25 protein-coding genes and 1 tRNA gene are annotated in these 25,695 nt (G+C 63.7%); 17 read left to right on the top strand and 9 right to left on the bottom strand.

The window, feature by feature from the left end; genetic code table 11:
- Positions 1–98: 98 nt before the first annotated feature.
- From AC56QX_RS10200 to argJ, 3 genes are read right to left on the bottom strand one after another with little or no spacing between them, the layout of a single operon-like run.
- Entirely contained in the window at positions 99–521 is a 423-nt protein-coding gene (locus AC56QX_RS10200; protein WP_497115686.1) for a (deoxy)nucleoside triphosphate pyrophosphohydrolase, read from the bottom strand.
- A gap of 8 nt (positions 522–529) precedes the next feature.
- Positions 530–1,282: a GNAT family N-acetyltransferase gene (locus AC56QX_RS10195; protein ID WP_497115684.1), complete on the bottom strand. Its 753-nt coding sequence runs from the start codon at positions 1,280–1,282 to the stop codon at positions 530–532.
- A 29-nt stretch (positions 1,283–1,311) separates the two neighbouring features.
- Positions 1,312–2,553, bottom strand: coding sequence for a bifunctional glutamate N-acetyltransferase/amino-acid acetyltransferase ArgJ (gene argJ, locus AC56QX_RS10190; RefSeq protein ID WP_497115682.1), 1,242 nt, complete (start codon positions 2,551–2,553; stop codon positions 1,312–1,314).
- A gap of 167 nt (positions 2,554–2,720) precedes the next feature.
- On the opposite strand from argJ, the gene AC56QX_RS10185 reads away from it, so the two are divergent.
- Positions 2,721–3,950, top strand: coding sequence for a caspase family protein (locus AC56QX_RS10185; protein WP_497115680.1), 1,230 nt, complete (start codon positions 2,721–2,723; stop codon positions 3,948–3,950).
- Between the two features lie 24 nt (positions 3,951–3,974).
- On the opposite strand, the gene AC56QX_RS10180 is transcribed toward AC56QX_RS10185, so the two are convergent.
- Entirely contained in the window at positions 3,975–5,192 is a 1,218-nt protein-coding gene (locus AC56QX_RS10180) for an MFS transporter (RefSeq protein WP_497115678.1), read from the bottom strand.
- A gap of 297 nt (positions 5,193–5,489) precedes the next feature.
- On the opposite strand from AC56QX_RS10180, the gene AC56QX_RS10175 reads away from it, so the two are divergent.
- Positions 5,490–6,089: a TetR/AcrR family transcriptional regulator gene (locus AC56QX_RS10175; protein WP_497115676.1), complete on the top strand. Its 600-nt coding sequence runs from the start codon at positions 5,490–5,492 to the stop codon at positions 6,087–6,089.
- Between the two features lie 64 nt (positions 6,090–6,153).
- Here the strand turns inward: AC56QX_RS10175 and AC56QX_RS10170 are convergent, their stop codons facing one another.
- Entirely contained in the window at positions 6,154–7,077 is a 924-nt protein-coding gene (locus AC56QX_RS10170) for a peptidylprolyl isomerase (RefSeq protein ID WP_497115675.1), read from the bottom strand.
- 263 nt (positions 7,078–7,340) lie between these two features.
- Here AC56QX_RS10170 and secA point away from each other — a divergent pair, with 263 nt between their 5' ends.
- The 5 genes from secA (at position 7,341) to AC56QX_RS10145 (ending at position 15,157) form a co-directional block, all read left to right on the top strand.
- Complete coding sequence (secA, locus tag AC56QX_RS10165; RefSeq protein ID WP_497115673.1) at positions 7,341–10,073, top strand: preprotein translocase subunit SecA; 2,733 nt, start codon at positions 7,341–7,343, stop codon at positions 10,071–10,073.
- A gap of 345 nt (positions 10,074–10,418) precedes the next feature.
- Positions 10,419–11,819 (top strand): oligosaccharide flippase family protein, encoded by a 1,401-nt coding sequence (locus AC56QX_RS10160; RefSeq protein ID WP_497115671.1) that lies wholly within the window; start codon positions 10,419–10,421, stop codon positions 11,817–11,819.
- The gene (locus tag AC56QX_RS10155) at positions 11,819–13,099 is read left to right on the top strand and encodes a GNAT family N-acetyltransferase (RefSeq protein ID WP_497115669.1); all 1,281 of its coding nucleotides are present in this window, start codon (positions 11,819–11,821) and stop codon (positions 13,097–13,099) included. Before AC56QX_RS10160 ends, AC56QX_RS10155 begins: the two co-directional genes overlap by 1 nt.
- A 4-nt stretch (positions 13,100–13,103) precedes the next feature.
- Entirely contained in the window at positions 13,104–13,988 is an 885-nt protein-coding gene (locus tag AC56QX_RS10150; protein WP_497115667.1) for a creatininase family protein, read from the top strand.
- The gene (locus AC56QX_RS10145) at positions 13,985–15,157 is read left to right on the top strand and encodes a YVTN family beta-propeller repeat protein (protein ID WP_497115666.1); all 1,173 of its coding nucleotides are present in this window, start codon (positions 13,985–13,987) and stop codon (positions 15,155–15,157) included. The genes AC56QX_RS10150 and AC56QX_RS10145 overlap by 4 nt, the downstream gene beginning before the upstream one ends.
- A 25-nt stretch (positions 15,158–15,182) precedes the next feature.
- Here AC56QX_RS10145 and AC56QX_RS10140 read toward each other — a convergent pair.
- Positions 15,183–15,267 (bottom strand) — tRNA-Leu (locus AC56QX_RS10140).
- Between the two features lie 276 nt (positions 15,268–15,543).
- Between AC56QX_RS10140 and AC56QX_RS10135 the strand changes: the two genes are divergently transcribed.
- Positions 15,544–16,128, top strand: a complete 585-nt coding sequence (locus tag AC56QX_RS10135) for a YqaA family protein (RefSeq protein WP_497115665.1) — start codon at positions 15,544–15,546, stop codon at positions 16,126–16,128.
- A 90-nt stretch (positions 16,129–16,218) separates the two neighbouring features.
- Positions 16,219–16,737 carry a disulfide bond formation protein B gene (locus AC56QX_RS10130; RefSeq protein WP_497115663.1) on the top strand — a complete coding sequence of 173 codons (519 nt, stop codon included), beginning with the start codon at positions 16,219–16,221 and terminating at the stop codon, positions 16,735–16,737.
- Positions 16,738–16,923: 186 nt separating this feature from the next.
- Here the strand turns inward: AC56QX_RS10130 and AC56QX_RS10125 are convergent, their stop codons facing one another.
- On the bottom strand, positions 16,924–17,481 hold the full coding sequence (locus AC56QX_RS10125; RefSeq protein WP_027041701.1) for an HNH endonuclease: 558 nt from the start codon (positions 17,479–17,481) through the stop codon (positions 16,924–16,926).
- A gap of 128 nt (positions 17,482–17,609) precedes the next feature.
- Complete coding sequence (locus AC56QX_RS10120; protein WP_464613828.1) at positions 17,610–18,251, bottom strand: DNA-3-methyladenine glycosylase family protein; 642 nt, start codon at positions 18,249–18,251, stop codon at positions 17,610–17,612.
- Between the two features lie 75 nt (positions 18,252–18,326).
- Between AC56QX_RS10120 and gluQRS the strand changes: the two genes are divergently transcribed.
- Positions 18,327–19,202: a tRNA glutamyl-Q(34) synthetase GluQRS gene (gluQRS, locus tag AC56QX_RS10115; RefSeq protein WP_497115660.1), complete on the top strand. Its 876-nt coding sequence runs from the start codon at positions 18,327–18,329 to the stop codon at positions 19,200–19,202.
- A gap of 148 nt (positions 19,203–19,350) precedes the next feature.
- Positions 19,351–20,256 (top strand): DMT family transporter, encoded by a 906-nt coding sequence (locus tag AC56QX_RS10110; protein WP_497115659.1) that lies wholly within the window; start codon positions 19,351–19,353, stop codon positions 20,254–20,256.
- Here the strand turns inward: AC56QX_RS10110 and AC56QX_RS10105 are convergent.
- Positions 20,226–21,077 (bottom strand): YihY/virulence factor BrkB family protein, encoded by an 852-nt coding sequence (locus AC56QX_RS10105; protein ID WP_027061768.1) that lies wholly within the window; start codon positions 21,075–21,077, stop codon positions 20,226–20,228. The two genes, AC56QX_RS10110 and AC56QX_RS10105, sit on opposite strands and share 31 nt — an antisense overlap.
- Positions 21,078–21,135: 58 nt before the next feature.
- Between AC56QX_RS10105 and AC56QX_RS10100 the strand changes: the two genes are divergently transcribed.
- From AC56QX_RS10100 to AC56QX_RS10075, 6 genes are all read left to right on the top strand, one after another.
- Complete coding sequence (locus AC56QX_RS10100; RefSeq protein WP_497115657.1) at positions 21,136–22,002, top strand: SDR family oxidoreductase; 867 nt, start codon at positions 21,136–21,138, stop codon at positions 22,000–22,002.
- 26 nt (positions 22,003–22,028) lie between these two features.
- Positions 22,029–22,220, top strand: coding sequence for a twin transmembrane helix small protein (locus AC56QX_RS10095; protein WP_027031242.1), 192 nt, complete (start codon positions 22,029–22,031; stop codon positions 22,218–22,220).
- 25 nt (positions 22,221–22,245) lie between these two features.
- Positions 22,246–22,827: a cob(I)yrinic acid a,c-diamide adenosyltransferase gene (locus AC56QX_RS10090; RefSeq protein ID WP_497115656.1), complete on the top strand. Its 582-nt coding sequence runs from the start codon at positions 22,246–22,248 to the stop codon at positions 22,825–22,827.
- 31 nt (positions 22,828–22,858) lie between these two features.
- Positions 22,859–23,659 carry a rhomboid family intramembrane serine protease gene (locus AC56QX_RS10085; protein ID WP_497115654.1) on the top strand — a complete coding sequence of 267 codons (801 nt, stop codon included), beginning with the start codon at positions 22,859–22,861 and terminating at the stop codon, positions 23,657–23,659.
- Between the two features lie 213 nt (positions 23,660–23,872).
- Positions 23,873–24,622: an electron transfer flavoprotein subunit beta/FixA family protein gene (locus tag AC56QX_RS10080; RefSeq protein ID WP_258589156.1), complete on the top strand. Its 750-nt coding sequence runs from the start codon at positions 23,873–23,875 to the stop codon at positions 24,620–24,622.
- A 20-nt stretch (positions 24,623–24,642) separates the two neighbouring features.
- On the top strand, positions 24,643–25,572 hold the full coding sequence (locus AC56QX_RS10075; RefSeq protein WP_497115652.1) for an electron transfer flavoprotein subunit alpha/FixB family protein: 930 nt from the start codon (positions 24,643–24,645) through the stop codon (positions 25,570–25,572).
- Positions 25,573–25,695: the final 123 nt, after the last annotated feature.

Raw genomic sequence — 25,695 nt, 5'->3', positions numbered from 1 at the left:
GCCGCAAGGACACGGCCATACATCAATTTTTCATGATGAGATAAATCTTCCATTAACGCTGGCTGATATGGATCGCGGTTCCGATCCGTCGCCGCCCATCAGAGCAGGTCGATGAGGAACGGGATCAGCGGCGCGTCGGCCGGCGGCATCGGATAGTCGCGCATCTGCTTTGGCCGCACCCATTTCAGCGCCTGCCCTTCCCGGGGTTGGGCGATGCCGCGGAAGCGGCGGCAGACGAACAGCGGCATCAACAGATGGAAATCGTCATAGGAGTGGCTGGCGAAGGTAAGTGGCGCCAGGCACGGTATATCGGTCTCGATGCCGATCTCCTCATGCAATTCGCGGATGATGCATTGTTCCGGCGTCTCGCCCGGCTCGACCTTGCCACCGGGAAATTCCCACAGGCCGGCGAGTTGCTTGCCCGCGGGCCGCTGCGCCAGCAGCACGCGGCCGTCGGCGTCGACCAGCGCGCAGGCAGCGACCAGGAGCAGGCGCTTGCCGGTATTGGCCAGATCATTCATGCCCAACTTCACTCATGACCAGGCGGCCGGCGATAGTGGTAGCGATAGACTTCCTCGAAGCCGAGTGACCGATAGAGCGCCAACGCCGGCACGTTGCCGGCTTCGACCTGCAGCCAGGCTTCCCGCGCGCCGCGCAGCCGCGCCCATTTCAGCGCCGACAGGATCAGGTTGCGGCCATGGCCTTTGTTGCGCGCCGCCTTGTCGGTGGCCACCTCGAACAAGCCAGCGAGATCGCCGTCATGCACGCAGATCAGCGTCGCCAGCGGCTCAGTCCCGTCCTCGAGCGCGAACAGGCCGGCCTCGGGCTGGATGGCGCCGATGATCTCCGACAGGCCGGGCCGCAGCGAAACATCCGAGCCGCTGACCTTGAGCGAGGCGCCGATGAAGCGGCTGATGTCCTTGAGCGGGATCTGGTCCATGGCGGCATCGAGCTGGGCATCGGCGAGCGGCAGCCGCATGACCAGCGATTCGTCGAACCGGCTCCAGCCCTTCTTGTCGAGATGACTGGCCAGATCGGGACCTGAGAGCGGCGACATGCGGAACGTCAGCGGCCTGCCATAGGCGTCGAAACGGCGGCTGGCCCGGCCGATGCGGTCGGCGATGTGCTGGATGTCGCCGGGATCGAGCGGATTGACCGAATTCAGCCGCTTGGCCGGATGGCCGGCGGTCAGCCGCACCACCCAGGTACCGTCATAGTGGACGGCGGCCGCCGGCCAGGCGCGAAAGCCCGCCGCCTCGTAGCGGCGCACGATTGCGAGCATGCTTGCCGGATGCCTGGAAGTCAAAACCGTCAGCTCCGATAATCGCCATTGATGGCGACATATTCCTTGGTGAGGTCGCAGGTCCACACCGTCGCCTTGCCGCGGCCGATGCCGATATCGGCGCGGATGCGGATATCGTCGCGCTTCATGTAAGCGGATGTCTTTTCTTCCGAATAGGCCGGGTCGCGCTCGCCTTCATGCGCCAGCCTGTTATCACCGAACCAGATCGACAGCCGGTCGCGATCGGCCGGCTCGCCGGCCTTGCCGACGGCCATGACGACGCGGCCCCAATTGGCGTCCTCGCCGGCCACCGCCGTCTTGACCAGCGGGGAATTGGCGATCGACAGCGCGATGCGCTTGGCCGAGCGGGCGGATTTGGCACCGGTGACGGTGACTTCGACCTGCTTGCGGGCACCCTCGCCGTCGCGCACCACCTGCAGTGCCAGCGACTTCAGCACCTTGCCGAGCGCGCGGCGGAACTGACCAAGGCGGGCATCTTTGGGATCAGTAATTTCTGGGGCGCCACGCTTGGCGGCCCTGCCGGTGGCAAAGATCAGCAGCGTGTCGCTGGTCGAGGTGTCGCTGTCGACGGTGACCGCGTTGAAGGTCTTGGCCGTGCCGCGCGACAACAGATCCTGCAGCACCGGGGCCGCGATCGGCGCATCGGTGGCAATGAAGGACAGCATCGTCGCCATATCGGGGGCGATCATGCCGGCGCCCTTGGAGACGCCGTTGATGGTGACATCGGCATCGCCGAGCTTGACGGTCGCCGTCGCCACTTTCGGATAGGTGTCCGTGGTCATGATGGCCTTTGCCGCCTCGGTCCACAGGTCCGGCTTGCCGTCGCTGACCAGTCCGGCAAGCAGATGGCTGAACTTGGTCGTGTCGAGCGGCTCGCCGATGACGCCGGTCGAGGCCAGGAAAACTTCACTTGGCGTGCAGCCGGCCGCCTTGGCCGCCGCCTCGCCGGTCAGCGCGGTGGATTCGCGGCCCTTCTTGCCAGTGAAGGCATTGGCGTTGCCGGAATTGACGACCAGCACCCGCGCCTTGCCGGCGCCGAGGTTCTGCCGGCAGAAATCGACCGGCGCCGAGGGGCATTTCGACTTGGTGAACACGCCGGCGACCGTGGTGCCGGCGTCGAAGACCATGGCCAGAAGATCAGTCCGGTTCTTGTACTTTATCCCCGCTTCGGCGGTGGCAATGCGCACCCCTTCAATGACAGGCATTTTGGGGTATTTCTTCGGCGCGAGCGGCGAAATCGACGTGGACATGGGGACCTCGGGCGGGAAATTCGCAAGGGAAGGCCGGTTTGCCCGATACGGCGCGCGGGCGCAAGGGCGTTTTCGCCGCGCCTGCCGGGGCGGCGAACCACTCCGGATTAAGCTTGCATTTCAAATCTGTTGGCGTCGCCGGGGCCTGTGGCGCTATGATTGTGCCCATGGGCAGGCTTGCGATCCTCGCATGGGCATTTCTGGGACTATTGCTGCTCAGCGCCGACGCTGAGCCGGCGCGGCGCGTGGCGCTCGTTATCGGCAATGGCAGCTATGCCGAAGCCGGGACGCTGGCCAATCCGGTCAACGACGCGCTCGACATCGCCGACAAGCTGCGCTCGATCGGTTTCGAGGTCATCGAAGGCAATGATCTCGGCAAGCGCGAGCTTGAACGCAGTATCGGTGAGTTCTCCGATGCGCTCGAAGGCGCGGGCGTCGGGCTTTTCTATTACGCCGGCCACGGCCTGCAGGTCGACGGGCGCAATTACATCGTGCCGGTCGACGCCAGGCTCGATATGCCGGTGAAGTTGCAGCTCGAAGCCGTGCCGATCGACGAAGTCCTCGACATCATGGAACAGCAGACCAAGGTCAGCCTGGTGTTTCTCGACGCCTGCCGCAACAACCCGTTTGCCCGCAGTCTGAGCCGCACCGCCGCCACACGTTCGGCTACCGCGTTGGCGGGGCTGGCGCAGTTCGATTCGACGCGCGGCTCCTTCATCGCCTTTTCGACCGCGCCGGGTGCGGTCGCCATGGACGGCAGCGGGCGCAACTCGCCTTTTGCCGCTGCCCTGCTGCGCCACATCGCCGAACCCGGCCAGAGCATCAACGACATGATGATCGCGGTGCGCCGCGACGTGGTTTCGCAAACCCGCGAGGGCCAGCGCCCCTGGGAACAGGGCTCACTGCTCGAACGCTTCGAATTCGTCCCGGGTGAAGGGCCTGCCCCCGAGCCCAAGCCGGCGGCTGAGCCCGCGCCGGCCTCGCAGGTCGCGGCACTGGAACGCTCCGTCGGCGACGACAAGACTTCAATCGAGAAATTCCTGCGCCGAGATTATCTGGCACCGGACGCCAGGACGATGAGCGAGACGATCAAGCGGATTTACGGCTCGTCGGCCACCATTTTCGGCACACGCTACGACGTCGATGCCATCGTCAAGGTGAAGACCGACTGGTTCGCCCAATGGGCCTCGTGGTCGCTCGGGCTGGAGCCTGGAAGCCTTGAGATCACGCCACATGGCGAGGACCGTACTGAGGCCGCCTTTGCCATGCGCTACGACTATGTGCCGAAGGACAAGTCGGCGGCACGGCTGACCGGCAAGGCGCGCGTCACGCTCGGGCTGGTCAAGGCCGAAGACGGATGGCGCATCGAGTCCGAGACATCGCAAGCGATGCAATGAGCATCGGCTGATCAAGTCGCAAAATCACGCGCTTTCGCGCGACATGAATTCAGTGGCGAAACAAAGCAGTGCTGCAACCGGCAGCGCCAGGCCGATCCAGGACACCAGGGGCCAGCCGCCTTGCGCATACGCCCAACCGCCGACGCCTGAGCCGATTGCGCCGGCGATGAAGAACGTCGCCATGTAAAGCCCGTTCAGGCGGCTGCGATGTGCGGCGCCAAGTGCGAACAGGTCCCGATAGCCGAGGACAAGATTGGTCTGCACACCGAAGTCGAGCACGATGGCGGCGACGACCAGCAGCACCAACGAAAGCATCGAGCCGCTGCGCGCGATGTGGGTTACGAGAAACGCGGCAGCGACGCACAGCATGGCAAAGGCGGTCGCCGGGCGGCTCCATCCGCGGTCGGCAACCCTTCCGGCGAGCGGCGCGGCGATTGCGCCGGCGACGCCGGCCAATGCGAACAAGCCGATGCCGCGCTGCGTCAAGCCAAAATCGGGTCCGGCCAGCAGCAGCGGCGTTGTCGTCCAGAACAGGCTGAAAGCCGCGAACAGGAACGCCTGGTAGAGAGCCCGCCGCCGCAGAACCGGCGTCGTGCGCAGAATATGCACCATGGACGCCAAAAGCGCGCCGTAGCTCAGACGTGCCGTCGGTACGCGCCTGGGCAGCGCAAACCGCAGCACCACGATCAACAGGATCATGACAATGCAAGAGGTGAAGTAGACGACGTGCCAGGACGACAGCGCAGTGATGAAGCTGGAAAACGGCCGTGACAGCATAATCCCCAGCAACAATCCCACCGAGACATTGCCGACCACGCGGCCACGTTTGGCTTCCGGCGCCAGGTGCGCCGCATAGGGGATAAGGGTCTGCACCGCGACCGAGCCAAGGCCGACAAACAGCATCGCGGCCAGAAAAGCCGCTGGCTGCGTTGAAATCGCCGCGCCCAGCAAGGCAAGCGTTGCAACGGCGAGTATGCCGAGCACGAGCCTGCGGTTCTCCATGAGGTCACCAAGCGGCACGATAAACAGCAAGCCCACCCCGTAGCCAATCTGGGCCATCGTAACGATCAGGCCCGCCGCATGTGGCGGCAAGCCAAGCTCGGCGCCGATCGGGCCGATCAGCGGTTGTGCATAGTAGATATTGGCAACGATCAGCCCGCAGGCGGCAGCCAGCAGAAAGGTCATCCAACTCGAAATCGTCGTCTCAGCGGGTGCGGAACTGGATGCGGTAATAGTCGTCATGGCGATACCCAACGGAACGAAACGTTTCGTTGAATAGAACGAACCGTTCCGTTTCGTCAAGCGATGATGTATTGGTATCTCGATGTGTGAGCATCCCGATGTGTCAGCATCCCTTGGCATCAGCGCATTTTGCGGCCAATGGCTTCATTTGGCGTCCGCACAAACGCTGCAAGGAAAACGAGCGCTTTGCTCCCGGATGGTTTGCATCCGGCTGGCAAAAATGCGGGGCGAGGCAAACAGTTGTCAGCAGGTTGTCGTTTCAGCCGAGACGAGAAACCGCTTTGGGAGGAACGGCTCATGGGCGAAATCGCCGATCCGGCACGAAAATCGATTGGCGCCAGGCGCAATCCCGACAGCGCCGAAGCGATTTTGGAGGCTGCCGAAGCCGTGCTGGTCGAGGCCGGCTATGCCGGTTTCTCGATCGAGGCGGTGGCGCGGCGCGCGCGTGCCGGCAAGCCGACCATCTATCGCTGGTGGCCGAGCAAGGCGGCACTGCTGCTCGAAGTCTACCAGCGCCAGAAGCGTGTTGACCTTCCCGATACCGGAAGCCTGGAAGAGGATCTCGTCGGCTTCCTGATCAATCTGTTCACACACTGGCACGAGACATCGTCGGGCAGTGTCTTCAAGTCGCTGATCGCCGAGGCGCAGTCGGATGAAACCGCGGCCGCGGCCCTTGCCGGTTATGCCGGAGGGCGCCGCACCCACACCGGCCAGATCATCGAGCGCGCCAAGGCAAGGGGCGAGATTGCAGGGGATATCGACCCGGGTGTGGTCGCCGACCTCGTCGCTTCCTATGCCTGGCGGCATCTCCTGATCAACCGGCTCGACGAGCCTGAGGCGACGATACGCAAGATGGTCCGCTATCTCCTGCACGGCATAGCGGCATCAGGCAGATAGTGGCGACCAACAAAAAGGGCGCGGCAACCCTTGGCTGCCGCGCCCTTGAAAACGCCGTTCAGGCTTACTTGCCGGCTTCCATCGTGTCGACGGCCTGCTTCAGCTTAGCGTCCGGGATCTCGACCTTGGCGCCGGCGCGCAGCGACTTGACCAGCGCGAAATACTTATCGCGGATGACCGCCTGCTTGGCCTGGTCCTTGACGTCGTCGAAGGCCGGCGGCTGCTTGGCGCGCTTGTCCTCGAGCTTGATGACGTGCCAGCCGAACTGCGACTGCACCGGCTGCTCGGTGTATTTGCCGACGTCGAGCGCGAAGGCGGCCTTGTCGAACTCCGGCACCATCTGGCCAGGCCCGAACCAGCCGAGGTCGCCGCCGTTGGACTTGCCCGAGGGATCGCTGGTGTGCTCGTTGGCGAGCTTCTGGAAATCGGCGCCGCCGTCGAGCTGCTTGATGATCGCCTCGGCCTCTTCCTTCGTCTTCACGAGGATGTGACGAGCATGCACCTCGTTGACCGGCGGCGTGTTGGCGATTTCCTGGTCGTAGCGGGCGCGGATCTCGGCGTCGGTGACCTTGTCGACGACACCCTTCTCGACCATCTCGCCATGCAGCGCGCGCTGCTGCAGGAACGCCATGCGGCGCTGGAAGTCGGGATCCTTGTCGAGGCCGTCGGTAACGGCCTTGGCGGCCATGACGCGGATCTCGATGGCCGCCGAAAGGGCGGCGGCACGACGCTGCTCGGGCGGCAACTGCGCGAATTGCTGCGACAGTTCGCCTTCGGCAAGCACCAGATCGGCTTCAGTCAAGGGCTGGCCGTTGACCGTGGCGACCACGGCGTTCGGATCGACGGGCGCTGCCGCCGGTGCCGCAGCAGCATCGGCCGGAGCAGCAGGAGCGGTCTCCTGCGCCATGACAGGCGACAGGCAAAGAGCCGACAGGCCGAAGGCCAGACCAAGGCTGGCGAGCGACGCACGGCGAAACAATAAGGACATGAAAATGACTCCGGGGAAGGATTGTAAGAAGGGGTGGCTTCCAGATCAGCCAGATTGTGGCGGAATTTGGCGCGACCGGCAGGGCCAGCGCGGCGTTGACATCAGTTGAGCCCCCTCTTATCTGTCCAACGACTTTGCGTCCAGAACCGTTTTCCGGGCGCTTTTTGTGTTTGCCCGTATTCAGGCGGTGCGTTCACGCGGATTTGATGGGGCCGGCCGGCGCTCATCTTAAAGATTGAGAATTCTATCGAAAGGACCATTGTATGGTCAGTCTCGGCGGTCTCGCCCGTAAGGTTTTCGGTTCCTCCAACGACCGTCGGGTCAAATCGACCCGGCCCCGTGTCGAGGCGATCAACGCCATGGAAAACGAGATGCGGGCGCTCTCCGACGCCGAACTCGCGGGGCGTACGGAAAAATTCCGCCAGGATATCGCCAACGGCGCCAGCCTTGACGACCTTCTGGTCCCGGCCTTCGCCACCGCCCGTGAGGCGGCGCGCCGCGTGCTCGGCATGCGCCCCTTCGACGTCCAGCTGATCGGCGGCATGGTGCTGCACAATGGCGGCATCGCCGAGATGCGCACCGGCGAGGGCAAGACCCTGGTCGCGACGCTGCCGGTCTACCTCAACGCGCTTGCCGGCAAGGGCGTCCACGTCGTCACCGTCAACGACTACCTCGCCACGCGCGACTCTGAATGGATGGGCCGCGTCTACAAATTCCTCGGCCTGTCGGTCGGCGTCATCGTCCACGGCCTGTCCGACGAGGAACGCAGCACCGCCTACGCCGCCGACGTCACCTACGCCACCAACAACGAGCTCGGCTTCGACTATCTGCGCGACAACATGAAGTATGAGCGCGCCCAGATGGTGCAGCGCGGCCACAATTATGCGATCGTCGACGAAGTCGATTCCATCCTCGTCGACGAGGCGCGCACGCCGCTGATCATTTCCGGTCCGCTTGAGGACCGTTCGGAAATGTACAACACCATCGACACCTTCATCATCCAGTTGCAGCCGCAGGATTATGAGATCGACGAGAAGCAGAAGACCTCGATCTTCACCGAGGAGGGCACCGAGAAGCTGGAGAACCTGCTGCGCGACGCCGACCTGTTGAAGGGCGAGTCGCTCTATGACGTCGAGAACGTCGCCATCGTCCATCACGTCAACAACGCCCTGAAAGCGCACCGGCTGTTCCAGAAGGACAAGGACTATATCGTGCGCAACGGCGAGATCGTCATCATCGACGAGTTCACCGGCCGCATGATGCCCGGCCGCCGCTATTCGGAAGGCCTGCACCAGGCGCTGGAAGCCAAGGAGCATGTGGCGATCCAGCCGGAGAACCAGACGCTCGCCTCCGTCACCTTCCAGAACTACTTCCGCCTCTACAAGAAGCTGTCTGGCATGACCGGCACGGCGCTGACCGAGGCCGAGGAGTTCGGCAACATCTACGGTCTCGAAGTCACCGAGATCCCGACCAATTTGCCGGTCATCCGCAAGGACGAGGACGACGAGGTCTACCGGACGGTCGAGGAGAAATACAAGGCGATCGTCAAGGAGATCCGCGAGGCCAGCGCCAAGGGCCAGCCAACGCTGGTCGGCACGACCTCGATCGAGAAGTCCGAGCAGCTGGCCGAGCGCCTGCGCAAGGAAGGCTTCAAGGATTTCGAGGTGCTGAACGCCCGCCACCACGAGCGCGAGGCGGCTATCGTCGCCCAGGCCGGCAAGCCCGGCGCCATCACCATCGCCACCAACATGGCCGGCCGCGGCACCGACATCAAGCTCGGCGGCAATGCCGAGATGCGCATCGAGGACGAACTGGGCGACATGCCCGCCGGCCCTGAGCGTGAGGCGCGCGAGAAGGAAATCCACGCCGACGTCGAGCGCCTGAAGGAAAAGGCGCTGGCCGCCGGCGGCCTCTACGTGCTCGCCACCGAACGCCACGAATCGCGCCGCATCGACAACCAGTTGCGCGGCCGCTCCGGCCGCCAGGGCGACCCCGGCCGCTCGAAATTCTTCCTGTCGCTGCAGGACGATTTGATGCGCATCTTCGGCTCCGAGCGCATGGACGGCATGCTGCAGAAGCTCGGCCTCAAGGAAGACGAGGCGATCATCCATCCGTGGATCAACAAGGCGCTGGAAAAGGCGCAGAAGAAGGTCGAGGCGCGCAACTTCGACATCCGCAAGAACCTGCTGAAGTATGACGACGTCTCCAACGACCAGCGCAAGGTGGTGTTCGAGCAGCGTATCGAGCTGATGGACGGCGAAGGCCTGTCGGAAACCATTGCCGAGATGCGCGAGGGCGTCATCGACGAGATCGTCGCCAAGGCCATTCCCGAGAACGCCTATGCCGAGCAGTGGGATGTCGCCGGCCTGAAGGCCGAGGTCGCCGAATTCCTCAATCTCGATTTGCCGATCGAGGACTGGGCCAAGGAAGAGGGCATCGCCGAGGACGACATCCGCGAGCGCATCACGCAAGCCGCCGACGTCGCCGCCAAGGAGCGTTCCGAACGCTTCGGCCCCGAGGTGATGACCTATGTCGAGCGCTCGGTGGTGCTGCAGTCACTCGACCATCTGTGGCGCGAGCACATCGTCAATCTCGACCATCTGCGTTCGGTCGTCGGCTTCCGCGGCTACGCCCAGCGCGATCCGCTGCAGGAATACAAAGGCGAGGCGTTCGAGCTGTTCCAGGCGATGCTGGGCAATCTGCGCCAGGCCGTCACCGCGCAGCTGATGCGCGTAGAACTCGTCCGCCAGGCCGCCGAAGCCCCGCCCCCGGAGGCGCCCGACATGTTCGGCACGCATATTGACGGCAGCACCGGCGAGAATGATTTCGAAGGCGGCGAAACCGCCCTCCTGGTGCGCCAGGAGCAAAACGCCATCGTCGCCCCCGAAGACCGCGACCCCAACAACCAGGCCACCTGGGGCAAAGTCGGCCGCAACGAAGCCTGCCCCTGCGGATCGGGGAAGAAGTACAAGCATTGTCATGGGGCGTTTGCGTAAGGGCGCCCTCTTCCTTCTCCCCGTTCACGGGGAGAAGCTACCCATAGGGCGGATGAGGGGCGGCGCTGAGTTCCTCGAAAAGCGGATTCTGAGCTTCGCCGCACACCGGCGGCCTGCCGGCCCTCCGCTTTGGCTCCCTGCCCTTCGGGCGTTCAGCCCCTTCAAAAGGTCCACTGGACCTTTTGATCCGCCCGAAGGCGGACCGGGTCTTCACCGTTCGTCGCTCGAAAAGCCAAATCGTTGGCTTTCGTCCGCCACGCCAACCACCCCTCACCCAACCGTTTCTTAATGTGTCTCCGCTACACCAAAGCCTGAAAAAGAGGCGGAAAATGGAGAGAGATCGGGGTGCGCTTTTCCGCGGCCACGACTGCCGGGCGGTTCTTGCCGCAGCGTTTGGCGCTGCGCGTGAGGCCATTGCTTGGCCGCATCGACGCCGTGCTGTTCACCGCCGATGAACGCGGCGAGGCCGGCCGCATGTCGGTCATCGCCTTCTCCATCCGCATCGTCAGCGCCGTCATCGCCTTCATCAGCCAGGTGCTGATGGCGCGCTGGATGGGCTCGTTCGAATACGGCATCTTCGTGCTTGTCTGGGTGACGATGGTCATCGTCGGGAACCTCGCCTGCCTCGGCTTCCACACCTCGGTCATCCGCTTCATCCCCGAATACCGCGAGCGCGGAATGATGGACGAACTGCGCGGCATCGTCGTGGCCAGCCGCCTGTTCGTGCTGATCGCCTCCACCATCATCGCCGGGCTTGGCGCGCTCGGCGTCTGGCTGGCGGCGCCCTGGATCGAAAACTACTACGTGATACCGTTCATCCTCGGCGTCATTTGCCTGCCGATGATCGCGGTGTCGGATCTGCTGCAAGGCCAGGCCAGGGCGAACAGCTGGGCGCTGTTCGCTTTGTCGCCGACCTATCTGATACGGCCGGTGCTGATCCTGCTGTTCATGGCGCTGATGCTCTATGTCGGCTACGCCGCCGATGCCAGGACGGCGATCTTCGCCTCGATCGCCGCCACCTACGTCACCACGCTCGCTCAGCTGATCGGCATCACGCACCGCATGGAAAGGCAGATTCCGGCTGGACCGATGAAGGTGCATTTCGCGCAATGGTTCATCGTTTCGCTGCCGATCTTCCTAGTCGAAAGCTTCTTCTTCCTGCTCACCAATGCCGACGTGCTGATGGTTGGCGCCTATATGAACCCCAATGACGTCGCCGTCTATTTCGCCACGGTCAAGACGCTGGCGCTGGTGCATTTCGTCTATTTCGCCGTCAAGGCCGGCGTTGCCCAACGCTATGCGCAGTTCACCCATGGCGATCCGGAAAAGCTTGCCGCCTTCGCCCGCGAAACGGTGTCGTGGACCTTCTGGCCGTCACTCGTGATGGCGCTGCTGGTGCTGGCGCTTGGCGAACCGATGCTGGTGCTGTTCGGCCCCGAATTCACCTCAGGCTATCCGCTTCTGTTCCTGCTCGTCTTCGGCGTCGTGGCGCGCGCCGCCGTCGGCCCATGCGAAAGCCTGCTCACCATGAGCGGCAACCAGAACATCTGCGCCGCCGTCTATGCCATGACACTGGCCTTTAACATCGGCCTCAACGTGGTGCTGATCCCGCATTTCGGCCTGTGGGGCGCGGCCATGGCCACCGCCTTTGCCATGATCTTCGAGGCTAGCGCGCTGTCCTTCACGGTGTGGCGCAAGCTCGGCATCGTCATGGTGATCTTCGTGCCTGCCAAAGGAGCCGCCTGATGGCCGCCATCCCGTTGCTCGAGGAAACCAGCGGCGGCACCGCCGGCGCCATGGTGTCGGGCCTTGCCGGCCTGGCGCGCGACGCCGACCCGGCCCATATCGAAATCCTCGCCAACAACCGGCCCGAGCGCAAGCTTGCCATCTATCCGGCATCGGCCGGCTTCGACCTTGTCGAGGAGCTGGATTATCTCTGCGCCCGCACGATCGAGCCGAACGTCTTCTTCAATCCGCGTTTTCTGGCGCCGGCCATGCCCCGGCTGGAGGATCGCGAAGTCCGGCTGGCGGTGATCCGCGACGGCGACGAATACCGCAACCGGCTGCGCCTTCTGGTGCCGATCTCGGTGGAACGGCCCGTGGTGCCGCTCGGCGTTCCGGTGATGCGCACCTGGTCTAGCCCCTTCGGTCCGCTCGGCACGCCGCTGATCGACCGCGACGATCCGATCGGCGTCGTCGAGGATTTCTTCTCGATGCTGTCGCGCCCGCATCTCAAGATGCCGAAAGTCCTCGTGCTGCCCGACATGAGGCTCGACGGCCCGGTGGCGAGCGTGCTTGGCACCGTGGCCGAGACGCGCGGCCTGACGCTGGTCACCACCGGCCAGACGGCGCGCCCCGTGCTGGAGAGCGAGCTCGACGGCGACGACTATCTGAAGGCTTCGCTACGCGCGCACCATTACCGCGAGTTCCGCCGCCTGAAGCGGCGCCTTGCCGACCTCGGCAGTCTGGAGCATGTGGTGGCGCGCGGCCCCGAAGAGATCCGCCACGCCATCGAAAGCTTCCTGACGCTGGAAGCGTCCGGCTGGAAGGGCCGCGAGCGCACCGCCATGGCGATCGACCGCTTCCGCGCCGCCTTCGCCCGCGAGGCCGTGCACCGGCTCGCCGAACAGGACATGTGCCGCATCCATTCGCTGACGCTCGATGGCCGCACCATCGCCTGCCTGATCGTCTTCGTCGAAGCCGGCGTCGCCTACACCTGGAAGACGGCCTATGACGAGACGCTATCCGCCTATTCGCCCGGCACGCTGCTGATGATCGAGGTCACAAGGCAGCATCTCGACGATCCCAACATCATGATGACCGATTCCTGCGCGGTGCCGGACCATCCGGTGATGAGCAGGCTGTGGACCGAGCGCAGGCCGATCGGCACGCTGGTGATCGGGCTGACGCCGGACGCCGATCGCCTCGCGCGCCAGGCAGCCTCGCAGTTGCATCTCTATCGCGAGACCCGCAACATGGCCCGCCTGCTGCGCAACCGCATGAAGAGCCTGCTGAGACGGCGCTAGACCCATGATCTCTACCTTCCGTGGCTGCCGCCTTGCCGAGCCCCCTGCTCCCTACATAAAGGCTGCAACGATCGCGCGGTTCGCGGGCATCGTCGTCGGCCTTTGGTTTCTGTCAGGCCTTGCCTCAGTGGCGCACGCTGCCAACGCGTCGGTTTTCCTCGAGGACCAGACCTGGACCGAACTGCGCGACCGGATCGCCGCCGGGGCCACGACGATCATTGTCCCTATAGGCGGCACCGAACAAAGCGGCCCCGCCATGGCGCTGGGCAAGCACAATGTGCGGGTCAAGTTCCTGGCTGAAAAGATAGCCGGCCAACTCGGCAACGCGTTGGTCGCGCCCGTGATCTCCTATGTTCCGGAAGGGACCATCGATCCGCCGACCGCCCATATGCGGTTTCCCGGCACGATCACCGTCAGCGACAAGACTTTCGAGGAGTTGCTCGAATCCGCGGCCCGCAGCTTCAAGCTGCATGGCTTCAAGACCATCGTGCTGATCGGCGACCACGGCGGCTATCAGGCCGACGAACGCCATGTCGCCGATCGCCTCAATGCCGAATGGCGCAAAACCCCGGTCCGGATCTTTGCGGCGCTCGAATATTATCAGATCACCCAGGGCGCCTATGTCGACAAGCTCCTGTCTGCCGGCGCCACGCAACCGGAGATCGGAACCCACGCCGGATTGGCCGACACATCGCTCATGCTCGCCATCGAACCGTCCATGGTGCGCGAGGATCGCCTTGCGGCGGCGCCGAAACTCGATGCCGGCGACGGTGTCTATGGTGGCGATCCGACACGATCGTCAGCCGCGTTTGGCCAACTCGGCGTAGACTTGATCGTCAACGGAACGACCGAAGCGATCCGTGAATTCGAAAAACAGCAGCCCAAATGATCAAACCATATCCGCAGTCCACGAGCATTCCGGCGCTGCTCGTCTTGTTGCTTGCCCTGTCTTCGGCATCGGCTTCGGCCGGCTCGTGCCCGGAGGATTGCAGCGAGCCGGCGCCTTCGCGGTCGCCGATCAATATCTACGACCTGACAAGCTCCGATCATTTGAGCCCGGCGACGGCAGGCGCGCTGCCCCGTGTCTATGTTCCGAACCGCTCGTCCAACAGCGTATCGGTGATCGACCCCCTGACCCTCAAGGAAGTCGACAGGTTCCCTGTCGGGCGCAAACCGCAGCACGTCGTTCCGTCCTGGGATCTGAAGACGCTCTGGGTCGCCAACAACGCCAGCGGCACCAGCAAGGGCAGCGTGACGCCCATCGACCCCAGGACCGCCAAGCCGGGTCACGAAATTCCGGTCGATGACCCCTACAACATGTATTTCATGCCGGACGGAAGTTCGGCCGTCATCGTCGATGAAGCCTATCAGCGGCTCGACTTTCGCGATCCGGAGACCATGGCGCTGAAGTCGACGCTCCCGACGCCAACCTGCCCCGGCATCAATCACGCCGATTTTTCCGTCGACAGCGCCTACGCCATCTTCACCTGCGAATATGGCGAAGGCGGCCTGTTGAAGGTGGACTTGAAAAACCAGAAGGTGCTCGGCCACCTTGCCCTGTCGAAAATGGGCATGCCGCAGGACGTCAGGCTCTCCCCCGACGGCAAGGTCTTCTATGTTGCCGACATGATGAATGATGGCGTGTTCCTGATCAATGGAGACAGCTTTTCCGAGATCGGCTTCATCGCCACCGGCATCGGCACGCACGGTTTTGTCGTCAGCCGTGACGGGACAAAGCTCTACGTTTCAAATCGCGGCTCGCACAAGATGGAGCAAGGCCGCGCAAAGGGGCCGGGCAGCGTGACCGTCATCGATTTCGCCACCCGCTCGGTCGTCGCGCAATGGCCGATACCGGACGGCGGCAGCCCCGACATGGGCAATGTCAGCGTCGATGGCAAGCAATTGTGGCTGTCCGGACGCTTCGACAGCGAGGTCTACATGATCGACACGACCTCGGGCGCCGTGACGAAAATCCGGGTCGGCGTCGAGCCTCACGGCCTGACGGTCTGGCCGCAGCCCGGCAGATACTCGCAGGGCCACACCGGCAACATGCGCTGAGTGTCGACGGCCCGATAAAATGGAATGGTGCCCCTAGCCGGGATCGAACCAGCACTCCTTGCGGAACTCGATTTTGAGTCGAGCGCGTCTACCAATTCCGCCATAGGGGCTCAGGCCGGGCGGCCTGGATGGGCGCGGACTATACGGTTGGAGGCCTGTTCGTCAACAGGCCAATTCTCGGGATCACCGAGATGCGACCAATCTTCGCCTTTTGATTTCGTGGCGGTGCTGCCATTGTGCAGCGCGGAAAATCTTTCTAGACAGGCGGCGCATGAAGCGTGGCGCGTCTGAAGGGACCGACGCGCAAGCTTGGGCCCTTGTTTTCATCCCTGCCTTTGCCACCGGGGCATCTGCGCACTTTTGGGCGACACGCATTAGGAGAGCCGATGCTTCGCGGACTGTACGACTGGACCCTGTCGCTGGCGGCGCGCAAATCCGCCGAATGGTGGCTGGCCTTCATCGCTTTCGTCGAGAGCTCGGTGTTCTTCATTCCGGCGGACGTACTGTTCCTGCCCATGGCGTTGGCGCGGCCCGAACGCGCCTATCGCTACGCGCTGACCGCAACTGTTGCGTCCGTGCTGGGCGGCATTGCCGGCTGGCTGATCGGCTACTATGCCTACGACACGATAGCCCGGCCGATCCTGGAGCATTTCGGCGGCCTTGCCGCGTTCGAGCAATGGCAGTCGTCCGGCACCGGGCTCATGCTGGTGCTGCTCGTCACGTCCGGCGTTGCGCACCTGCCGCCGATCAAGGTGGTCACTATTCTGGCCGGGGCGCTTCACATCAATCTTGTTGTCTTCATCATCTCGGCCATCTTGGCACGAGGCGCTCGTTTCCTGCTGCTTGCCTGGTTGCTGCGCCGCTACGGTGAGTCGATCAAGGAGTTCATCGAGAAGCGCCTGGGATTGATTGTTGGCGCCGGCGCGGCTGCCCTGATTTTGCTCTATATCCTGATCAAATACGCGTTCTGATCCTTGTCGCCCAAAAGTGCCCTGCGGTTTTGGGACAACGACATGGACAAGAAGCCAAGCGGGCGGCGAACACAACGGACGAAAGACCTCATGACAGCGACCATGAATGCCGATATCGGACGCCAGCGGACGCGGACCGCCCTGTTTCTCGCCGTCGCCATGGCCGCGACCGTCGGCTCGGCGCTCTGCTTCCAGTACATTGGCGGCTATATCCCCTGCCACCTCTGCCTGGAACAACGCACCCCCTACTATGTCGGCGCGCCGCTGATGGTGCTGGCGGTGATTGCCTCGATGCTGCACGCGCCGGCCTGGCTGACGCGCGGCCTGCTGGGCATTGGCGGCCTGCTGATGCTCTACGGCCTCTATCTCGGCGTCTACCATTCCGGCGTCGAGTGGCAGTGGTGGGCCGGCCCGACCGACTGCACGGCGGGCGCCGGCCCGGTCGACACCGGCGGCAAGGGCGTTCTCGACGCGCTCGACAAATTCGTGCCGCCCTCCTGCGACAAGGCCGCACTGCGCATCCTGGGACTGTCGCTGGCCGGCTGGAACGCCATCGCCAGCCTTGTGCTTGCAGCGGTCGCCTTCCGAGGTGCGCTGGCCCGCGATTAACCAGCGCGACGCAGAGTTCGTCCAGAAATTCGGCGGGCTGAGTCGGATGGCGCGGCTTTCGGGGTCGACGCAGTCGACGAGCGGAGCGTACTTAAGTACGTGAGCTCAGTTCTACTGCGCCGCAGCAGACCGGGGAAGCGCGGAAAGCTGCGTCAGGCGGCCAGCATGGCGGATTTCTGCCGAACTCTATGGCTCGAGTTCGACATCCCAGTAGAGATAATCCATCCAGCTTTCGTGCAGATGGTTCGGCGGGAACAAACGGCCGTTGTTGTGCAGATCATGCACCGTCGGCTGGTAGGGCTTCTGCAGCGGAAACATCTTGGCATGGGCCGGCATCATGCCGCCCTTCCTCAAATTGCAGGGCGAGCAGGCGGCAACGACATTTTCCCAGGTCGTGGCGCCGCCGCGATGGCGGGGGATGACATGGTCGAAGGTCAGGTCGTCAGGCGTGCCGCAATACTGGCATTGGAAGCGGTCGCGCAGGAAGACGTTGAAGCGGGTGAAGGCCGGGTGCCTGGACGGCTTCACATAGGCCTTCAGGCTGACCACGCTCGGCAGCTTCATCGAGAAGGTCGGCGAGGACACCGCATGCTCGTATTCGGCGACGATGTTCACCCGGTCGAGGAACACCGCCTTGATGGCGTCCTGCCAGGACCAGAGCGACAAGGGGTAATAGCTGAGCGGACGGTAATCCGCATTCAGCACCAGTGCTGGAAGCCCATCCGGAGATACGGCAACCGTCACGTGTTTACCTCCTTGGTTCTAGACCCGAACGGCGCGGATACTGTAAGCCCGACATGACAGGGATGTGAAGCGGATTGTCGCTCGCCCGAAGCGCCAAAAAAGCATGATTTCTATGCTTTTTTGCGGATTCAGGCCGGGGGTGCTGCGTCCCTGCCCCTGGTTTCGCGATAGTAGGACCAGAAAAGCCGCGATGCGACACCTCGCCACGGGCTCCATGATTCGGCGAGTTGGATCAGTATTTTCTCCGGCGGACGCGGGTCGATGCCGAGCGCATGGCCGACCGCGCTCTGCAGCGCAACGTCGCGCGCAGGGAAGATGTCGGGGTGCCCGGCGGCAAACAGCAGGTACACTTCCGCCGTCCACGGACCGATGCCGGACACCGCCGTCATCGCCGTGATCGCCTCCTCGGCCTCAAGCGAACACAGGTGATTGAGGTCGAGGCCGTCGGCCACCGCCTGGGCAACCGCGATCAGGCCGCGCTGCTTGGGCCGCGACAGGCCGGCCTCGCGAAACATGTCCTCGCCGGCGGCCAGGATCGCCTGCGGCGTCAGCGGATCGACAAGCCTGGTCAGCCGGCCGAAGATGGCGTCGGCGCTCGCCCGGGAGACCTGCTGCGAGACGATGATCGACGCCAGGCTTCTGAAGCCGGGCTCGGAGAGCCTGAGCGGCACCTCGCCGGCCATGCCGCGCACCTTTTCCAGGCGCGGGTCGATGATGCAAAGCGCATCCAGCCCGCGGGCAATGTCGTCCAGTGTCGCGATGCGTTGCATTGTATCCTTGTCCGCCAATGTGCCGCAAAGTAGCAACCGCCAAAACCGCAGCACAACCCGATTGCCGATCGAGACATGACGCTCCTGACATTCCGCTTCGCACCCAGCCCCAACGGCGAATTGCATCTCGGCCATGCCTATTCGGCGCTGCTCAATCAGAAGCTGGCAAGCGCCTCGGGCGGCCGTCTGTTGCTGCGCATCGAGGATATCGACACCACGCGCTGTACGCCGCAATTCGAGGCGGGCGTGCTAGCCGATCTGAAATGGCTGGGGCTTGGCTGGGAAGAGCCGGTGCGCCGCCAGTCCGAGCATTTCGCCGAGTATCAGGCGGTGCTTGACCGGCTGATCCGCGAGGAGCTGGTCTATCCCGCCTTCATGAGCCGTGGCGAAATCCGCGCTTTCATCGCCGACAGCGAAAAGCGCGGGCGTGACTGGCCGCGCGATCCCGACGGCGTGCCACTCTACCCCCCGGCCGACAAGGCGCTGCCCGTGAAAGAACGCCAGCGGCGCATCGCCGAAAATGCGCCCTTCGCCTGGCGGCTGGATGTCGATGCCGCTGTTGCGCGCGTCGGCAAGGACCTCGCATGGGCCGAATTCACGAATGAAACGCTATCCACGACGCATTCGGTCGAAGCTCGACCGCAGGATTGGGGCGACGTGATCGTGGCACGCCGCGACATCCCGACCAGCTACCACCTCGCCGTGATTGTCGACGATGCCCTGCAAGGCGCCAGCCACGTCGTGCGCGGACAAGACCTGTTTTCCGCCACCGGCATGCAGCGCCTGCTGCAGGAATTGCTCGGGCTGCCGCAGCCGGCCTATTTCCACCATCGGATCGTCCTCGGGCCGGACGGGCGAAAGCTGTCGAAGAGCCTTGGCGATACCGGCCTTGCCAAGCTGCGCGATGCCGGCGCATCGCCTGACGATATCAGGCGGATGGTCGGGCTCTGAGCCCGGCAGAACTCTGGCAACGCGTGACGAATTCGCCACCAATTGAATTCCGGTGATGCATGGATCAATCGTTTCGTTTTGCGCGCCGGGTTGAACCGCATTAGAGCATCGCCAGGTCAATTCTCACCAGCGCGGCGGCCTCCGGAAAATGCACAGCATCAAGCGGTTCATCCCCGCCACCTTCGTTGTCCTGTGGGCAACCGGCTTCATCGGAGCGCGCTACGCCATGCCATGGGCGGAGCCGTTCACCTTCCTTGCCGCGCGTTTCGTCATCGCCGCCATCCTGCTGGCCGTCCTGATGCCGGTGCTGGGTTCGAAACGAGCCACCCGCAAGGAAGCGCTGCACGCCACCGGCGCCGGCATCCTGATGCATGGTGTCTATCTCGGCGCCGTCTTCTGGGCCATCCACAGGGGTATGCCGGCCGGGTTTTCGGCGCTGATCGTCGGCCTGCAGCCGCTGATCACCGCGGTGCTTGCCGGCAAGTTCCTCGGCGAGGCTATCCTGCCGCGCCACTGGCTTGGCCTCGGCATCGGCCTGGTCGGCATCGTCATCGTACTGTGGCCAAAGCTCGGCGCGCTCGGCGGCGGCGTAACCGCGGCGACGCTGACCGCCTCGCTGGTCTCGGTGCTCGGCATGAGCGCCGGCACCATCTGGCAGAAGCGCTTTGCGTCCGGCGGCGACCTCGTGGCGGCCACCATGTGGCAATATGTCGGCGGCGCCTCGCTGATGATCCTCGCCGCCCTTGCCTTCGAGACGCACACGGTCGTCATCAATGGCGAACTGATCTTCGCCATGGCCTGGCTGGTGCTGGTGCTGTCGCTCGGCGCCATCTTCCTGTTGATGGTGATGATCCGCGACGGCGAAATGTCGAAAGTCGCCTCGCTGTTCTACCTGGTGCCGGCGGTGACGGCGATCATCGCCTGGGCTCTCTTCAACGAACAGCTCAACGCGCTGCAGATTGTCGGCATGGCGATCACGACGTTCGGCGTCGGCCTGGCGACGGCGCGGCAGACCAAGGGAACTCATCCGACCCGGGCGCGCGCCTCCAGATAGCGGCTGATTGCGGCATTGAGCTCGCCGCCGAGGATGAAGATCGCCGAGACGATGTAGAGGAAAACCACGGCGATCATGATCGAGGCCAAGCCGGCATAGGTCGTCACATAGGACGAGAAATGGTCGAGATAGGTGGCGAACATCGTCGAGCCGATGAGCCATGCGGCCAGTGTGAAGATGATGCCCGGCACCAGCGAGACGAAGCGGCGCTTGCCGGCCGGCAGCCAGTAGTGCACCGAAAACAGCCCGCCGATGATAACGGTTGAGGCAATGACGTAGCGCCACAGCGTGATCGTGCCGGTATAGGGTTTGATCCACTCGAAATGGGCTTCGGCAAGCCGCGCCAGCAAGGGCGCGAAGACCAGCAGCACGCTGATCGCCAGGAACCCGGCCGTCGCGATCAGCACGAAGAACAGGCTCTGCACGCGGCGATGGATGATGCCGCGCGTCTCCGTGACGCGATAGGCGCGGTTGAGCGACGTGCGCAGCGCCTCGATACCGTTCGAGGCAAAATAGGCGGCAAGCAGCACGCCATAGGTCAACAGGTCGGTGCGCCGGACAGTCAGCACGTTCAGCACCTCATGTGCGATCGGCTTGGCGATCTGATCCGGCCAGGTGTCGAAGACCAGGTGCACGGCCGTGTCGGCAAAGGCCTGGGCGCCGAGGAAGCTGCCCAGCGTCGTGGCGAAGATCAGGAACGGAAACAGCGCCATCAGCGAGGTGATCGCCAGATGGCTGGCCATCGCCCAGCCGTCATCGGTGTTGAAATGACCAAGCGCGTCGTAGAGCACGCGGCGCAGGGCGACAATATTCCGCAGCAAGGACGCGCGCTCCCTTCGATTGTCTCGACGCCGCGAATATGGGAAGTGAATGCGGCAAATGGCAACCCTGAGTCAAACCACGAATTCTCCAGCGACCGCGTTGCGCACCATCATCATCACCGGTGCGTCCTCAGGCATAGGCGCCTATTGCGCGCGAGCGCTGAAGGCGGAAGGCTGGCTGGTGTTCGCCACGGCGCGCAAGCCGGAAGACATCGCCGCACTGGAAACAGACGGCATCGAGGCGTTCTACCTCGACTACAGCGACCCGGACTCGATCGCCGCTCTGGTGACTTCAGTGCTCGAGCGCACGGGCGGAAGGCTCGACGCGCTCTTCAACAACGGCGCCTACGCCCAGGCCGGCGCGGTCGAAGACCTGTCGGTGGCAGCGCTGAAAGAGCAGTTCGAGGTCAATTTCTTCGGTTGGCATGATTTGACCAGCCGTCTCGTGCCGGTCATGCGCCGCCAGGGCCATGGCCGCCTCGTCCATTGCTCATCGATCCTTGGCCTCGTGCCGGTGCGCTTTCGCGGTGCCTATTCGGCGTCCAAACATGCACTCGAGGCGCTGATGCTCTGTCAGCGCCAGGAACTGGAAGGCAGCGGCGTCCATGTTTCGCTGATCGAACCAGGGCCGGTGAAATCGAAGATCGCCAGCAACGGCTTGCCCTGGTTCCTGAAAAACATCGACATCGAGAATTCCGTGCACAGCGCCGACTATGCCGCGCAACTGCAGCGGCTGCGGGCCGGCGGCAGCCAGTCGGCGCTGAAACCTGGACCCGAAGTGGTCCATAAGGTTCTGCGTCATGCACTTCTGTCGCGGCGCCCGCGCCCGCACTATGTGGTAACGGTGCCGGCCAGGATCGGCGCTGCGCTCAAACGCATTCTGCCGGCATCGATACTCTACCGCCTGATGGCCAAACGTGCCTGAACGCGAAAACAACTGGAAACGCAACAATGGCAACCGTCTTCAACATCCTCGCCATTCTGGTCATGGCCGCCGTGGTGATCGTGCTGATCCGAGGCCTCATCAACATGATGCGTGGCGGCTCCGGCGTCACCTCGAACAAGCTGATGCAGGCACGTGTCATGCTGCAGGCCGTGGCGCTGGTGCTGATTCTGCTCGCGGTGTATTTCACCCGCAAGTGAGGATAGCGACCGTTCGGGAGGCGACGTGGTCAAGCTCAACAAGATCTACACCCGCACCGGCGACGATGGCACCACGGGTCTCGGCACCGGCGAGCGGCGGCTGAAATCCGACCTGCGCGTGGACGCCTACGGCACGGTCGACGAGGCCAATGCCTGTATCGGCATCGCCCGCGTCCATACGGCAACCAGCCATCCGGCGATCGATGCCATGCTTTCCCGTATCCAGAACGATCTCTTCGACCTCGGCGCCGATCTTGCGGTGCCCGACGACGGCAAGCCGCTTGGCTATGAACCGCTGCGCATCATCGCCACGCAGACCGACCGTGTGGAAAAGGACATCGATCTTCTCAACAAGGATCTCCAGCCGCTCAAATCCTTCGTGCTCAACGGCGGCACGCCGGCTGCGGCGGCCTTGCATCTCGCCCGCACGGTGGCGCGGCGGGCCGAACGGCTGATGGTGGCGCTGGCTCAAGACCCAAGCGAGCACGTCAACCGCGACGGGCTGAAATACATCAACCGCGTCTCGGATTTCCTGTTTGTCGCCGCCCGGGCGGTCAATGACAATGGAAATGCCGACGTGCTATGGGTTCCCGGCAAGAACCGATGAACGAACCGAAAGCGGGAGGGGGCCAGGGACGATGTTCATCCCGCTTTACGACACCAACAGGCTGCGCCACATCCGCCTGCAATATGTGACAATCGGCCTGATCGTGGCCAACGCACTCGTCTATTGCGCCACGGCACTCGGCGGAGAGAATTTCACCAATGCTGCCGTACTCGGTCTCGGCTTCATCCCCTCCGTCGTTCACAACACAGCCGAGCTCGACCCTCGCTTTGTCATCATCCCTGAAAGCCTGAGCTACGTCACCTACTCCTTCCTGCATGCCGACATCTTCCACCTCGGCGGTAACATGCTGTTCCTTTGGGTGTTCGGCGACAATGTCGAAGACGCGCTCGGCCACATCCGCTACCTGATCTTCTATCTGCTGTGCGCCATCGCCGGCGCCGCCTTCCAGGGCCTCGTCGCCTGGAATTCGCAGGCGCCGCTAATCGGCGCCTCCGGCGCCATCGCCGGCGTGGTCGTCGCCTATTTGATCCTCTACCCCCGGGTGAAGGTCTGGGTTCTGGCCTTCGCCCGCATCCCGCTGCGCATTCCGGCCTTTATCCCGCTCATCCTCTGGGTGCTGTTCCAGATCGTCATGTTCGCCGCCGGTGGCGAGGACCAGATTTCCTGGGCCTGCCACATCGGCGGCATCATCGCCGGCGCCGTGCTGGTGTTGGTCCTGCGCAGCCGCGGCGTGCCACTTTTTGCCGGCGCTGACGAGGATACCGTGGTTCCCACATCAGACCCGTCGCCGGTTGCCGCTGAACCAGCGGCGCCTGAACCGACGGCCACCACGACGCGCTGGGGCCGGGGAACCCCCTCGGGCTCAAACTGAACCGATTTGAGCCGCTTTCAGCGTATTGACGTCAAGGGTTGCCCCAACTACGGAAACGTCTCCGTCTAAGCCCAAGGCGGGCAAAGACCAGAATTTCCATCCGGCCAGAATTCCGTCTGGCCGGAATTCAGTCAGGAATGTCGGCTTTCGACAACTCAGAAGGGGCGCAGGCTGCTATAGCGCGCCCAACTAGCGTGAAGAGGTGACAGGCAAATGAAGATCCTTGTGCCCGTGAAGCGGGTTGTGGATGCGAACGTCAAGGTTCGCGTGAAGGCTGATGGTTCGGCGGTGGAACTCGCCAACGTCAAGATGGCGATGAACCCGTTCGACGAGATCGCGGTGGAAGAGGCGATCCGGCTCAAGGAAGCCGGCAAGGCCGAAGAGATCATCGTCGTGTCGATCGGCCCGCAGCAGGCGCAGGAAACCTTGCGCACCGCGCTCGCCATGGGCGCCGACCGCGCCATCCTGGTCAAGACCGACGAGCAGACCGAGCCGCTCGGCGTCGCCAAGGTGCTGAAGGGCGTCGTCGACGCCGAACAGCCCGGCCTCGTCATCCTCGGCAAGCAGGCGATCGACGACGACTCGAACCAGACCGGCCAGATGCTGGCGGCCCTGCTCGGCTGGGCGCAAGGCACCTTCGCCTCAAAGGTCGTGCTCGACGGCGACAAGGCCAAGGTGACGCGCGAAGTCGACGGCGGCCTGCAGACGGTGGAACTGAAGATGCCGGCGATCATCACCGCCGACCTTCGCCTCAACCAGCCGCGCTACGCCTCGCTGCCCAACATCATGAAGGCCAAGAAGAAGCAGCTCGACGAAAAGAGCCCGGCCGACTACGGCGCCGACGTCAAGCCGCGCCTCAAGGTCATCAAGACCGAAGAGCCAAGCGGCCGCAAGGCGGGCGTCAAGGTCAAGAGCGTCGCCGAACTGGTCGACAAGCTGAAGAACGAAGCCGGCGTGCTCTGAGATCGGAAGGAACAGATAAAATGGCAATTCTCCTCATCGCGGAACACGACAACGCCACCCTTTCCGACCAGACCGCCAAGGCGCTTTCGGCGGCCCTGCAGATCGGCTCGGACGTGCATGTGCTGGTCGCCGGCAAGGGCGCCAAGGGCGCGGCCGACGCCGCCGCCAAGCTGAAGGGCGTCAGCAAGGTGCTGCTGGCCGAAGCCGACGAGCTCGCCGAGCGTCTCGCCGAACCGACGGCGGCACTCGTCGTGTCGCTCGCCGGCGCCTACGACACCATCATCGCGCCCGCCACCTCGTCGGGCAAGAACGTCGCGCCGCGCGTGGCGGCCCTGCTTGATGTCGCACAGGTGTCCGAGATCATCGAAGTGATCTCGCCGGACACCTTCAAGCGGCCGATCTATGCCGGCAACGCCATCCAGACCGTGCAGTCGACCGACGCCAAGAAGGTCATCACGGTGCGCACCGCCTCCTTCCAGGCAGCCCCCGAGGGCGGCTCGGCCGCGGTCGAGACCGTCAAGGCGGCGGCCAATCCCGGCCTCTCCACCTTCGTCGAGAACAAGCTGTCGGACACCGACCGTCCGGAACTGACCTCGGCCAAGATCATCATTTCGGGCGGCCGTGCTCTCGGCTCCTCGGAAAAGTTCCAGGAAGTCATCCTGCCGGTTGCCGACAAGCTCGGTGCGGCGGTCGGCGCTTCGCGCGCCGCTGTCGATGCCGGCTATGCGCCCAACGACTGGCAGGTCGGCCAGACCGGCAAGGTCGTCGCCCCCGATCTCTACATCGCGGTCGGCATCTCCGGCGCCATCCAGCACCTCGCCGGCATGAAGGATTCGAAGGTCATCGTCGCCATCAACAAGGACGAAGAGGCGCCGATCTTCCAGGTTGCCGACTACGGCCTCGTCGGCGATCTCTTCGTCATCCTGCCGGAGTTGCAGAAGGCGCTTTGACGCTCTCTGACAAAGCGTATTAAATACCTGGGGTGGGGTAGACGAAGTCTCCCCGCCCTTTTAGTTTGCACTGCACAAAAACCAGGCCGCAAAGGCCAAAAGCAATTTCAGCAAAAGTGCGCA

The organism is Mesorhizobium sp. RCAM 06353, from assembly GCF_059683585.1.
This window is presented reverse-complemented; position numbering and strand designations above follow the sequence as displayed.